This is a genomic window from Kitasatospora sp. NPDC001175 (assembly GCF_053598215.1).
The window spans coordinates 1-12,613 of sequence record NZ_JBSFJU010000117.1; the positions used below are offsets into that span (position 1 = coordinate 1).

At 70.6% G+C, this 12,613-nt stretch carries 9 protein-coding genes, 5 tRNA genes and 1 pseudogene; 3 read left to right on the forward strand and 12 right to left on the reverse strand.

The features are described from left to right. Positions 1-155: 155 nt before the first annotated feature. From ACWDAK_RS38765 to leuC, 4 genes are all read right to left on the reverse strand, one after another. Positions 156-845 (reverse strand): HU family DNA-binding protein, encoded by a 690-nt coding sequence (locus ACWDAK_RS38765; RefSeq protein WP_344639860.1) that lies wholly within the window; start codon positions 843-845, stop codon positions 156-158. A gap of 133 nt (positions 846-978) precedes the next feature. Continuing rightward, positions 979-1,326, reverse strand: coding sequence for an SCO5555 family protein (locus ACWDAK_RS38770; protein ID WP_425557819.1), 348 nt, complete (start codon positions 1,324-1,326; stop codon positions 979-981). Positions 1,327-1,494: 168 nt separating this feature from the next. Beyond that, the gene (gene leuD / locus ACWDAK_RS38775) at positions 1,495-2,091 is read right to left on the reverse strand and encodes a 3-isopropylmalate dehydratase small subunit (RefSeq protein WP_344639861.1); all 597 of its coding nucleotides are present in this window, start codon (positions 2,089-2,091) and stop codon (positions 1,495-1,497) included. Positions 2,092-2,093: 2 nt separating this feature from the next. Then, entirely contained in the window at positions 2,094-3,509 is a 1,416-nt protein-coding gene (gene leuC / locus ACWDAK_RS38780) for a 3-isopropylmalate dehydratase large subunit (protein WP_427394439.1), read from the reverse strand. Positions 3,510-3,742: 233 nt separating this feature from the next. On the opposite strand from leuC, the gene ndgR reads away from it, so the two are divergent. Then, on the forward strand, positions 3,743-4,456 hold the full coding sequence (gene ndgR, locus ACWDAK_RS38785; RefSeq protein ID WP_030275730.1) for an IclR family transcriptional regulator NdgR: 714 nt from the start codon (positions 3,743-3,745) through the stop codon (positions 4,454-4,456). A gap of 107 nt (positions 4,457-4,563) precedes the next feature. Here the strand turns inward: ndgR and ACWDAK_RS38790 are convergent. From ACWDAK_RS38790 to ACWDAK_RS38825, 8 genes are all read right to left on the reverse strand, one after another. After that, positions 4,564-4,638, reverse strand: a tRNA-Gln gene (locus ACWDAK_RS38790). Positions 4,639-4,684: 46 nt separating this feature from the next. Then, positions 4,685-4,760: transfer RNA gene (locus ACWDAK_RS38795), tRNA-Glu, on the reverse strand. 27 nt (positions 4,761-4,787) lie between these two features. Then, positions 4,788-4,860 (reverse strand) — tRNA-Glu (locus ACWDAK_RS38800). A gap of 27 nt (positions 4,861-4,887) precedes the next feature. Beyond that, positions 4,888-4,960: transfer RNA gene (locus tag ACWDAK_RS38805), tRNA-Glu, on the reverse strand. Positions 4,961-4,980: 20 nt separating this feature from the next. Further along, positions 4,981-5,052: transfer RNA gene (locus ACWDAK_RS38810), tRNA-Gln, on the reverse strand. Positions 5,053-5,265: 213 nt separating this feature from the next. Then, on the reverse strand, positions 5,266-6,795 hold the full coding sequence (gltX, locus tag ACWDAK_RS38815; RefSeq protein WP_344639863.1) for a glutamate--tRNA ligase: 1,530 nt from the start codon (positions 6,793-6,795) through the stop codon (positions 5,266-5,268). After that, a complete protein-coding gene (locus tag ACWDAK_RS38820) occupies positions 6,788-7,588 on the reverse strand; it encodes a fumarylacetoacetate hydrolase family protein (protein WP_344639864.1) in 801 nt (266 codons plus the stop codon). Before ACWDAK_RS38820 ends, gltX begins: the two co-directional genes overlap by 8 nt. A gap of 216 nt (positions 7,589-7,804) precedes the next feature. Continuing rightward, entirely contained in the window at positions 7,805-8,014 is a 210-nt protein-coding gene (locus ACWDAK_RS38825) for a hypothetical protein (protein ID WP_344639865.1), read from the reverse strand. Positions 8,015-8,558: 544 nt separating this feature from the next. Here ACWDAK_RS38825 and ACWDAK_RS38830 point away from each other — a divergent pair. Next, complete coding sequence (locus tag ACWDAK_RS38830; RefSeq protein WP_427394438.1) at positions 8,559-12,533, forward strand: sensor histidine kinase; 3,975 nt, start codon at positions 8,559-8,561, stop codon at positions 12,531-12,533. Between the two features lie 10 nt (positions 12,534-12,543). Next, positions 12,544-12,613 (forward strand): annotated as a pseudogene (locus ACWDAK_RS38835) (roadblock/LC7 domain-containing protein); the annotation flags it as partial.

Below are 12,613 nucleotides of genomic sequence, written 5' to 3' on the forward strand. Positions count from 1 at the left end.
CTGTCCCGGGCGAGGGGCCCGTGTGGACACCGGCCACGGGTACGGCAGTTCCGCAGGACCGGGCGTTCCATGAGGACGACCGATCCGCCGGGACGCGCCACGGCTCACGGCCGATCCGGCCGTCCGCTGGTACCGCCCGGAAAACCTGCCGGACCTTACTTGGCGGTCGACTTGCGCGCGGTGGTCTTGCGCGTGGTGGTCTTCTTCGCCGGAGCGGTCTTCTTGACCGCCGCCGCCTTCTTGGCCACCGTGGCGGTGGTCTTCTTCGCCGCGGTGGTCTTGGTGGCGGTGGTCTTCTTCGCCGCAGCGGTCTTGGTGGCGGTGGTCTTCTTGACCGCGGCCTTCTTCGCGGCAGCCGGGGCGGCCTTCTTCGCCGCAGCCGGGGCGGCCTTCTTCGCCGCAGCGGCGGTGACCTTCTTCGCCGCCGCCTTCTTGGCGGGGGCGGTGGCCGCGGCGGCACGCTTGGCCGCGGCGCGCTTGGCGGCCGGGGTCGCGGCGACGCCGGCCTTACCCGGGGTGAGCGAGCCCTTGGGGGCCTTCTTCACCGAGGGGCCTTCCTTCGGCAGCTTCTTGGAGCCGCTGACCAGGTCCTTGAAACCCTGGCCCGGACGGAAGCGCGGCACCGAGGTCTTCTTGACCTTGACCCTCTCGCCGGTCTGCGGGTTACGGGCGAAGCGCGCGGAGCGCTCCACCTTCTCGAAGGTGCCGAAACCGGTGACCGAAACCCGGTCTCCAGCCACCACGGCACGCACCATCGTGTCGAGCACTGCATCGACGGCCTCTGCGGCAGCCTTGCGACCACCCAGCTGCTCGGCCACCGCTTCGACAAGCTGAGCCTTGTTCACGTCTTCCCCTTCGGAAACGGGCGCCGGATGATTCCATCCGTTCTTTTCGCACGTTAGGTATGTATCTGCGGACTTTCAATTACCAAACGCGCGAATCACCCTAGTGTCGCAATGGATTTGCGCGTCGGCGACCTCAGCCGAGAGGCAGGTGCCCCTCGTCGAGGTCTTGCACAAAGCGACTCAACCGCCTTGCCGCCTCCGGAAGATCACGCTTGGCGGTCTCCGTGACCATCAACAGTTGACGGGTGAGAGCGGTCTTTGCCTCTGCTGACACGTTCAGCGCATGAACGCGTGCATGGGCTTGCTTCAACCGCTCGGCCACAAGCGCGTAGAGCGCTGCGACTTCCGGCTCGTCCGGTTCCTCAGCAGGTGAGGTCTGGTCGTCCTGCCGATCGTCAATTCGACTCTCGGCGACACCGTCCGTCCCCTCCGTCGACGCGGGTTCGCCACCCTCGTACGGAGGTTCACGGTGCCAGTGCATGCAACGATTGTGCCATCTGTACAGAGTTGCGCTGTCCGCACCCCTCTCCGACAAATCCCGGCAAGTATCCCGAGCCCGCGTGAGACCCGAACTCAGGGCGGGAACAGCGGATGGCCCGCCCCCCCGATAGGGAGCGGGCCATCCGTCGGACCGTCAGAAAGGGCGCGCTCAGGCGACCGGCTGCGTACGCGGCTTGAAGCTCGGGCGAGTGCGCTCGAAGGCCGCGATGTCGGCCTCGTTCTGCAGCGTGATGCTGATGTCGTCCAGACCGTTCAGCAGCCGCCAGCGGACATTGTCGTCCAGCTCGAACGGGGCGTTGACACCCTCGGCTCGCACCTCGCGGGCCTCGAGGTCGACGGTGATCTCGGCGGCCGGATCGGCTTCGGTGAGCGCCCACAGCCGCTCCACCGTCTCCTGCGGCAGGACCACCGTCAGCAGGCCGTTCTTCAGCGAGTTGCCGCGGAAGATGTCGGCGAACCGCGAGGAGATCACCGCCGCGAAACCGTAGTTCTGCAGCGCCCAGACCGCGTGCTCACGCGAGGAACCGGTGCCGAACTCCGGGCCGGCCACCAGGACCGTGGCGCCCTGTCGCTCGGGCTGGTTGAGCACGAATTCCGAGTCCTTGCGCCAGGCCTCGAACAGGCCGTCCTCGAAACCGGAACGGGTGACCTTCTTCAGCCAGTGCGCCGGGATGATCTGGTCGGTGTCCACGTTGCTGCGGCGCAGCGGGACGGCCCGGCCGGTGTGAGTGGTGAACTTCTCCATTGTCAGGCCTCCACGGGGACGGTCAGGTCGGCGGGCGAGGCCAGGCGGCCCAGAACGGCGGTCGCGGCGGCGACCTGAGGTGACACCAGGTGGGTACGGCCGCCCTTGCCCTGCCGTCCCTCGAAGTTGCGGTTGGAGGTGGAGGCGCAACGCTCACCGGGCGCCAGTTGGTCGGGATTCATGCCCAGGCACATCGAGCAACCCGCGTGCCGCCATTCGGCGCCGGCGGTGGTGAACACCTTGTCCAGGCCCTCCTCGACGGCCTGCAGGGCGACCCGGACCGAGCCCGGGACGACCAGCATCCGGACGCCCTCGGCGACGCTGCGGCCCTCCAGGACCGCGGCGGCGGCCCTCAGGTCCTCGATCCGGCCGTTGGTGCAGGAGCCGACGAAGACCGCGTCCACCTCGACCTCGCGCAGCGGTGTACCGGCCTCCAGGCCCATGTACTTGAGCGCGTTCTCGGCGGCGATCCGCTCCTGCGGGTCGGCGAAGGAGGCCGGGTCCGGCACCGAGGCCCCGAGCGGTGCGCCCTGGCCGGGGTTGGTGCCCCAGGTGACGAACGGGGTCAGTTCGCCCGCGTCGATGAAGACCTCGGCGTCGAAGACCGCGTCCTCGTCGGTGGCCAGGGTCTTCCAGTACTCGACGGCGGCGTCCCAGTCCTCGCCCTCGGGGGCGTGCGGACGGCCCCGCAGGTAGTCGAAGGTGGTCTGGTCGGGGGCGATCATGCCCGCGCGGGCGCCGGCCTCGATCGACATGTTGCAGACGGTCATCCGGGCCTCCATGGAGAGGCTGCGGATCACCGAGCCGCGGTACTCCAGGACGTAGCCCTGGCCGCCGCCGGTGCCGATCCTGGCGATGACGGCCAGGATCAGGTCCTTGGCGGTGACGCCCTCGGACAGTTCGCCCTCGACCGTGATCGCCATGGTCTTGAACGGGGCCAGCGGCAGCGTCTGGGTGGCCAGCACGTGCTCGACCTGGCTGGTGCCGATGCCGAACGCCAGCGCTCCGAAAGCGCCGTGGGTGGAGGTGTGAGAGTCGCCACAGACCACGGTCGTGCCGGGCTGGGTCAGGCCCAGCTGCGGACCGACCACGTGCACCACGCCCTGCTCGACGTCGCCGAGCGAGTGGATGCGTACGCCGAACTCCTCGGCGTTCCTGCGCAGGGTCTCCAGCTGCACCTTGGAGACCGGGTCGGCGATCGGCTTGTCGATGTCCAGGGTGGGGGTGTTGTGGTCCTCGGTGGCGATGGTGAGGTCGGTCCTGCGGACCTTCCGTCCGGCCAGCCGCAGCCCGTCGAACGCCTGCGGGCTGGTCACCTCGTGCAGCAGGTGCAGATCGATGTAGAGCAGGTCAGGCTCGCCCTCGGCGCGCCGGACGACGTGGTCGTCCCAGACCTTCTCCGCGAGTGTCCGTCCCATCGCTTTCCCTCCAGCCGGCCGCTCTGCCGGCCTTCTCGTGTCGTCGGGGTCGCTTCCCGGGCCGCCCTGGTGAGGCTCCGCGGGCGGACCCGCACGCCGGATCTGTTGTCCAGGATGTGGACACCCTGGCGAGGGGCCGATCCTGGGTTTCTCCCGGGCTGCTGCTTCAAGAGTGGCGCTTTCCCGGCAGGATTGAACTTGCGTCTCGCGGACTGAGACTGCAGTATCGAGACATGGACAACACTAGCGGCGTCGGCGTTCTCGACAAGGCCGCTCTGGTGCTCAGCGCACTGGAGTCGGGCCCCGCCACGTTGGCGGGGCTGGTCGCCGCCACCGGTCTGGCGCGGCCCACCGCCCACCGACTCGCCGTCGCACTCGAACACCACCGCCTGGTCACCAGGGACATGCAGGGCCGTTTCATCCTCGGCCCCCGACTTGCCGAACTCTCCGCCGCGGCGGGCGAGGACCGGCTGCTCGCCACCGCGGGCCCGGTCCTGACCCACCTGCGCGACGTCACCGGCGAGAGCGCGCAGCTCTACCGCCGACAGGGCGAGATGAGGATCTGCGTCGCCGCCGCCGAGCGGCTCTCCGGCCTGCGGGACACCGTCCCGGTCGGCAGCACCCTGCCGATGAAGGCCGGCTCGGCCGCCCAGGTCCTACTGGCCTGGGAGGAGCCCGAGCGGCTCCACCGGGGCCTCCAGGGCGCCCGCTTCACCGCGACCGCGCTGAGCGGCGTACGGCGGCGCGGCTGGGCCCAGTCCATCGGGGAGCGGGAGCCCGGCGTGGCGTCCGTCTCCGCGCCCGTACGGGGCCCCTCCAACCGGGTGGTGGCCGCAGTCTCGGTCTCCGGCCCGATCGAGCGCCTGACCCGCCACCCGGGCCGGCTGCACGCCCAGGCCATCATCGAGGCCGCGAACCGGCTCACCGAGGCACTGCGCCGCGGCTGAAAGCAATGCGGAAGGGCCGCTCCGGAAATTCGGAGCGGCCCTTCCGCATTGACCCGGCACATTCCGGGGAAAACAAAAAAGTCCCGGATCGACCGGGACTCAATTTCTGGCTGGGGTACCAGGACTCGAACCTAGACTAAATGAACCAGAATCACTCGTGCTGCCAATTACACCATACCCCAACAAAGCGCTCGGCCGATGGGATTCCACCCACCGGCCCAGCCGCTCTGGTACCCCCGACCGGATTCGAACCGGCGCTACTGCCTTGAGAGGGCAGCGTGCTAGGCCGCTACACAACGGGGGCCTTCTAAGCGATCCCTTGCAGGATCAGTACCCCCGACCGGATTCGAACCGGCGCTACTGCCGTGAGAGGGCAGCGTGCTAGGCCGCTACACAACGGGGGCTTTCCGAACGGCTCCTTGCGGAACCAGTACCCCCGACCGGATTCGAACCGGCGCTACTGCCGTGAGAGGGCAGCGTGCTAGGCCGCTACACAACGGGGGCTTGATCTATTCTGAACTGCGCTGGGGTACCAGGACTCGAACCTAGACTAAATGAACCAGAATCACTCGTGCTGCCAATTACACCATACCCCACCAGAGTTGAACCCTTGCGAGCTCTCCTCGGGCGTTGCGCCTCTCGCTCGGTTCCCGACGGGGTTTCACTCCCTCGTCCGTTCCCTCCCGGGCGGCGCAGAAAGAACATTACCCGACGTCTGGCCTGGGTCCAAAATCGATAACCCCTGGCCGGGGGCGGGGCGGCTGCGTGCCAGGTCAGGACCGGGCCCGCAGCCGCCCCGCAGCCGGGGCTCAGGAGGTCGGGACGAGGTCCAGGGCGGCCGTCAGCCTGCGCAGCGTCTCGGCGCGGCCGAGCAGCTCCATCGACTCGAACAGCGGCGGGGAGACCCGGCGGCCGGTGACCGCCACCCGCAGCGGGGTGAAGGCGAACTTGGGCTTGATGCCCAGACCGTCCACCAGCGACTCGCGCAGCACCGCCTGGATCGGCTCGGGCGTGAAGTCGCCGAGCCCCTCCAGCGCCTTGATGCTGGCCTCCAGCACCGGACGGGCGTCGACGGTGAGCGCCTTGGCCGCGTCCTCCTCCTGGACCTTGAAGTCGGCCGGGTCGACGAAGAGGAAGCCCGCCATGTTGACGATCTCGCTCAGTACGACCATCCGCTCCTGGGTGAGCGGCGCCACCTTGGCCAGCAGGTCGAGCTGCTCGGCGCTCGGCTCGGCCGGCAGCAGGCCGGGGGCCTGCAGGTACGGCACCAGGCGCTGGACGAAGTCCTCCGGGGCCAGCCTGCGCAGGTGCTCGGCGTTGATCGCCTCGCACTTCTTCAGGTCGAACCGGGCCGGGTTGGAGTTCACCTTCGAGACGTCGAAGGCGGCGACCAGCTCGTCCATGGAGAACAGGTCGCGGTCCTCGGCGAGCGACCAGCCGAGCAGCGACAGGTAGTTGAGCAGGCCCTCGCGGATGAAACCGCGCTCGCGGTACAGGTTGAGGCTGGCCTGCGGGTCGCGCTTGGACAGCTTCTTGTTGCCCTCGCCCATCACGTACGGCAGGTGGCCGAAGCGCGGGGTGACGCCGCTGCCGACGCCGATCTCGGCCAGCGCGGCGTACAGGGCGATCTGACGCGGGGTGGAGGAGAGCAGGTCCTCGCCGCGCAGGACGTGGGTGATGCCCATCAGGGCGTCGTCCACCGGGTTGACCAGGGTGTACAGCGGGGCGCCGTTGGCACGGACGATGCCGTAGTCCGGCACGTTCTCCGACTCGAAGCTCAGCTCGCCGCGGACCAGGTCGTCGAAGGAGATGGTCTTGTCGGGCATCCGGAAGCGGAGGATCGGCTTGCGACCCTCCTGCTCGTAGACGGCGACCTGGTCCTCCGTCAGCTCACGGCAGTGGCCGTCGTAGCCGGAGGGCTTGCCGGCCGCGCGGGCGGCCTCGCGGCGGGCGTCCAGCTCCTCGGTGGTGCAGTAGCAGTGGTAGGCGTGGCCGGCCTCGTGCAGGCGCTTGGCGACGTCGGCGTAGATGTCCATCCGCTGCGACTGCCGGTACGGCGTGTGCGGGCCGCCGATCTCGGGACCCTCGTCCCAGTCGAAGCCGAGCCAGCGCATCGCGTCCAGCAGCTGGTTGTACGACTCCTCGGAGTCGCGGGCGGCGTCGGTGTCCTCGATCCGGAAGACCAGCTTGCCGCCGTGGTGGCGGGCGAAGGCCCAGTTGAAGAGGGCGGTGCGGACGAGGCCGACGTGGGGGTTGCCGGTCGGGGAGGGACAGAAGCGGACTCGGACGGTCGGGTCCTTCGGGGTGGCCGGGGTCGTACCCGGCTCAGTGCTAACCACGCTTGATCACCTTGTTGGTGAGAGTGCCGATGCCTTCGATGGAGACGGCGACTTCGTCGCCGACGTTGATGGGGCCGACACCTGCCGGGGTGCCGGTGAGGATGACGTCGCCCGGGAGCAGCGTCATCGCCTCGGAGATATGGACGATCAGCTCCGCGATCGAACGGACCATCAGGGAGGTCCGGCCGGTCTGCCGCAGGTCGCCGTTGACCGTACAGGTGATCGCCAGATCACTCGGGTCGAGTTCGGTCTCGATCCACGGCCCGAGCGGGCAGGAGGTGTCGAAGCCCTTGGCCCGCGCCCACTGCCCCTCGCGCTGCTGCACGTCGCGCGCGGTGACGTCGTTGGCGCAGGTGTAGCCGAAGACGATCTCCGGAACCCGCTCCAGCGGCACCTCCCGGCCCATCCGGCCGATCACCACGGCCAGTTCGGCCTCCGGCTGGACGTCCGAGGAGAACGGCGGGTACGCGATGGACTCGGTGGGGCCGATCACCGCGGTGGAGGGCTTGAAGAAGGTGAGCGGGACGGCCGGGACCTCGTTGCCGAGCTCCGCCGCGTGCGCCGCGTAGTTCCGGCCGACCGCGACGATCTTGTTGGGGAGGATCGGTGCCAGCAGCCGGATGTCCTCCATCCGGTAGCTCTCCCCGCTCAGCTGCATGGAGACGATCGGGTGGCCGGCCAGCGCGTGGACCACCAGAGACTCGGGCTGGGAGGGGTCGCCCTCGACCACGCCGAAGGAGACGCTGCCGGCGGCAGGGCTCCCTTCCCGGACGGAGAACCTGGCAATGCGCACGGTTGGGAGCCTCTCGGTCAGTCGGGCACCGGCCTTACCGGGCCCTGCTCGAACGCTCCCCAGGCTATCGCGTGGCCCTCCGCAGGCCCTTCGCGCACGGCCGGGGGGACGGTCGGACAAATCGGCCGCCGCTCCCGGCACGGCCTGGGAGGAGAGAAAAGGGGCGCCTGCCGCGGTCGCGGCCGACGCCCCCTCCGGGCCCTCGCGCCCCGCCGGTCAGTCCAGCGGCTTGCGCGGCGCCGGGGCGACCATCAGGACGGTGCGGCGCGGGTTGGCGGTGCTGGCGGGCAGTTCGGTCGTGTAGACGGCCTGCTGCGGAGCGTCCCCGTAGCCCTCGGCGGCGGCCAGCGTGGTCCGGCGCGGGTTCGCCGTGGCATCGCTGACGGGCGTGGACGTGGTGACGGCCTTCTGCTCCGGCTGGGACATCGCGTAGCACCTTGGGGTTCGGGGCCGGCTCACAGGAGTCGGCCTGCGTGACTTTGGGCAGGCTCATGGGTGCACTGCTCCGCACAGCCAGATTAGGGATCTCATTCCACAGGCGCCGCGATCAAAGCTATACATTCAGATGTGACCTTGCTCACAAATTGAGTAGCAGAATACGCATTGCGGACATTTCATCCCCGCCGATCGGCCTGACAATTGCGGCATTTCGGACAGATGAGAACGTCTGCGACTCTTGGCGATCCACGGCCAAGTTGGCATGTATCCGGCGAGTGTCCGAAAAAGACCGTATTCGGGTGGGGTTACCACACAGTCAGTGAGAATCTGCATGCGCTCGGTAGCTCAGGACACCGCCAGGTAACGGCCCTTGTTGGACTTCTCCCGCTGTGCTGGAATGCCACGGAAAAACTCGACACCGTCCCGTCCGCGACAGCGGAGAGGGACGCCCGGTCCAGAGGTTGCGACGCCAGTGCAGGGACGTTTCAAGAGGGGCAGCGGCGCCGCGGGTGACCCGGAGTCGCGCGAGCCCGTGGCAGGCCCCCACCAGGCAGCACCGGCCAACGAGCCGGACCAGCAGGCGACCGGCGCCGGTACCGGCCCGGAGCAGTCCGCGGGCAAGGACGGTGCTCCGGAGGCCGAACAGGCCGGCGAGAAGCGCCGGTCCCGACTGCGGGGCTCGCTGAACCGCCGCCGTGCCACCGGTATGTCCCGGTTCGCCATGCGCAACTGGCGAATCCGTACCCGTCTGATCGCCCTGCTGCTGCTCCCCGTGGTCGTCTCCCTGGTCCTCGGTGGCCTGCGCATCCAGTCCTCGGAGCAGAACTCCAAGCAGCTGTCGCAGATGACCGGCCTGTCGGACCTGGCCCAGAAGGCCACCGCGCTGGCCAACGCGCTGCAGACCGAGCGCGACATCAGCGCCGGTCCGCTGACCGTGAGCAGCAGCAACCAGCAGGACCCAGACGTCCTCAACGCCCGGAAGACCACGGACACCCTCAGCAAGGCCTTCGCGGCCAGCGCCGACAACTTCGACAACCTCGACCTCGCCGGTGGCCAGGCGCTGCTGCTCCAGGTCCGCAAGGACCTCAACCAGCTCTCCGAGGCCCGCAGCACCGCGTACACCAACCAGGACAACATCCAGGCCACGATCACCAACTACGACGTGATCATCAAGGACCTGCTGGGCATCACCCAGGACATCGCGATCGCCTCGAACAGCACCGAGCTGGTCAAGGTGACCCGGGCCCTGCAGCAGTTCTCGCTGGCCAAGGAGGCCGCCTCGATGCAGCGCGCGCTGATCAGCGCCGCGCTCGCCCGCTCCGGCGGCCAGGACCTGAGCACCTCGGACGAGACCTTCGGTATCCGGCTGCAGACCGAAGAGGACAACGCCAACACCAACTTCACCGCCATCTACGGCGACGCCGCGGCCGTGGCGCTGCGCGCCCCGCTCACCTACAACCAGGTGATCGCCGAGGCCGAGCGCTACACCAAGGCCGTCCTCAACACCAACGGCATCAAGCAGAGCGACGTCCGCACCTACAAGAGCTGGTACGACGACGCCAGCGCGAAGATCACCGCCGAGCAGAAGATCGAGTCCTCGCTGCTGGAGCAGCTCAACGGCAAGGCCCAGCAGCTCCAGGACGACGCCGACACCGAGACCGTGATCAACGTCTCGCTGATCGCCCTCGTCCTCATCGTCGCCATCGCCGGTGCCGCCATCGTGGCCCGCTCGATGGTGCGCTCGCTGACCCGACTGCAGGCGGCCGCCGAGGACGTCGCCGAGCGGCGACTGCCGGAACTGGTCAAGACGCTCTCCGAGAGCGACCCGCAGGACGTCGACATCTCCATCGCCCCCGTCGGCGTCGACTCGGCCGACGAGATCGGCCATGTGGCGCACGCGTTCGACATGGTGCACAGCGAGGCCGTCCGCCTCGCCGCCGAGCAGGCCCTGCTGCGAGGCAACATCAACGCGATGTTCACCAACCTCTCGCGCCGCAGCCAGGGTCTGATCCAGCGCCAGCTGTCGCTGATCTCCGAGCTGGAGAGCCGCGAGGCGGACCCGGACCAGCTGGCCAGCCTCTTCAAGCTGGACCACCTCGCCACCCGTATGCGCCGCAACGGCGAAAACCTGCTCGTTCTCGCCGGTGAGGACCCCGGCCGTCGCTGGACCCGTCCCGTCCCGCTGGTCGACGTGCTCCGCGCCGCCGCCTCCGAGGTGGAGCAGTACGAGCGCATCGAACTCGCCGCGGTCCCCTCGGCCGAGGTCGCCGGCCGCGTCGTCAACGACCTCGTCCACCTGCTCGCCGAGCTGCTGGAGAACGCCACCTCGTTCTCCAGCCCGCAGACCCGCGTCCGGGTCACCGGCCACGCGCTGCCGGACGGCCGGGTGCTGGTCGAGATCCACGACACCGGTATCGGCCTCTCCCCCGACGACCTGGCGGAGATCAACGAGCGCCTGGCCAGCCCGCCGACCGTGGACGTCTCCGTCTCCCGCCGCATGGGCCTCTTCGTGGTCGGCCGCCTGTCCCTGCGTCACGGCATCCGGATCCAGCTGCGCCCCAGCGACTCCGGCGGCACCACCGCACTCGTCATGCTCCCGATCGACGTCACCACCTCGGCCGACCGGCGCGGCAGCCGAGGCGGTGCAGCGCAGGCCAAGCAGCAGCGCGGCGTCGCCCCGGCACCGCGCCAGGGCCGCGGCGGTGCCGCCGAGGCGCTGTCCGGCCGCCAGGCCGCCGCGCTCGGCCAGGGCCCGTCCGGCGGTGCCCCGACCGGCCGTCCGCAGCTCGGCCAGGGCCCGCAGGCCGGCAGCCGCCCGGGTGCACCGGGCATGCCGGGTGCACCAGGTGCTCCGGCCGGCCCGGGCGGCGGCCTGCCCACCCGCAACCCTCAGGCCACCCTGCCGGGCGGTCCGCAGGGCGGCCAGCCGGCTGGCGCACCGAACGCGCCCCAGGCCGGCGGCGGCCTGCCCACCCGCAACCCCCAGGCCACCCTGCCGGGCGGTCCGCAGGGCGGCCAGCCGGCCGGCGCACCGAACGCGCCCCAGGCCGGCGGCGGCCTGCCCACCCGCTCGGTCGGAAAGTCGCTGCACGAGAACCCTGCCCCCGGCCAGCCGCCCCGCCGTACGCCGGGCGCCTCCGGTGCGCCGGCCGGCCCCGGCGGCGGTCTGCCGCGCCGTGGCGATGCCGGGTCCGGGGCCAACCGTCCCGGCCCCGCGCAGGAGCGTCCGCGGCCCAACGCCGAGCAGCCGCAGCACGGTTGGGCCGAGCAGCCGTCGAACGGCGGCCTGCCGACCCGTCCCGCCCGGGGCGAGCAGGGCCGCCCCGGCCAGGAGCTGCCCAACCGTCGTCCGCAGACCGCGCCCGGCCAGCCGCAGCAACCCGCTCCGGCCGCCCGGCCGCAGGCCCCGCAGGCCGGCCAGCAGCCGCCCGCGCAGCAGCCGCAGGCCCAGGGCCAGGCACCGGCTCAGCAGGTTCAGCAGGCCCAGCCCCAGGCTTCCCAGGCACTCGCTCAGCAGGCGGCCCAGCCCCCGGCCCCGGCCGAGACCAGCGGTTCGCTCTCCCGGCCGCGGTTCGAGGCCAGCCAGATCGACCCGCGTGACCCGCTGGGTCTCGGCCTGGTCGAGCCGGTCCTCCCGAGCGTGCCCAACCCGGCCGCCCCGCAGGCGGCTTCGGCTCCGCAGGTCCCGGACGGCCGGCAGCCGCAGCCGAACCTGCCGCAGCCCGCTCAGGAGCGTCCGGCCCCGCAGCGGCAGCAGCCGATGGCGCTGCCCACCGGTCCGGGCATCGATGGCCCGCAGGGCACCATCGGCGACGGCCGGCAGTTCCAGCAGCCGGCGCTCGGCCGCCCGCGTCCGACGTACCAGCCCCAGCGTCCCGGTACCACCGCGCCGGGCTTCCCCGCGGACCTGGCCGCGCAGCAGCAGCCGCAGGCCCCGCAGGCCGGCCAGCAGCCGCCCCAGGCCCAGGCCCCGCAGCAGCGCATGGAGCAGGAGCGCCCGCGTCCGGTCATGCCGGACCAGCAGGGCCAGCAGGGCCAGCAGGGCCAGCCCGGCCCGGCCGCTCAGCCCGGTCAGGCCTCCGAGGCCCCGTGGCGCCCGTCGGCGAACGACGAGCGCTGGCGCCGCGCCGAGCAGGTCCGCCAGCCCTCGACCAGTGGCATGACGCTTTCCGGCCTGCCCCGGCGTACGCCGCAGGCCAACCTGGTCTCCGGCACCGCCGAGGCGGCGCCGCTGACCGGCCCGCAGGTCTCCCGAGCCCCCGAGGAGGTCCGCGGTCGTCTGACCAACCTGCGCCGCGGCATCCAGCAGGGCCGCCAGGCCGGCGCGGGCGGTACGACACCCGCAGGCGGTACGCCGGTCCCCGGTACCGGTGCACCCACGGGTAACCCCGGTGGCGCCGCGCACCCGGGCCAGCGGCCCACCCGTCCGCAGCGGTTCGACGGCTTCGACGCCCCTCGGGGCAACGGAGGCTTCGGCGAGTTCGGCCCAGATCACCAGGAGCGTTGAGTTGAGTCAGATGAGCCAGGCCGCACAGAACCTGAACTGGCTGATCACCAATTTCGTGGACAACACCCCCGGGGTGTCGC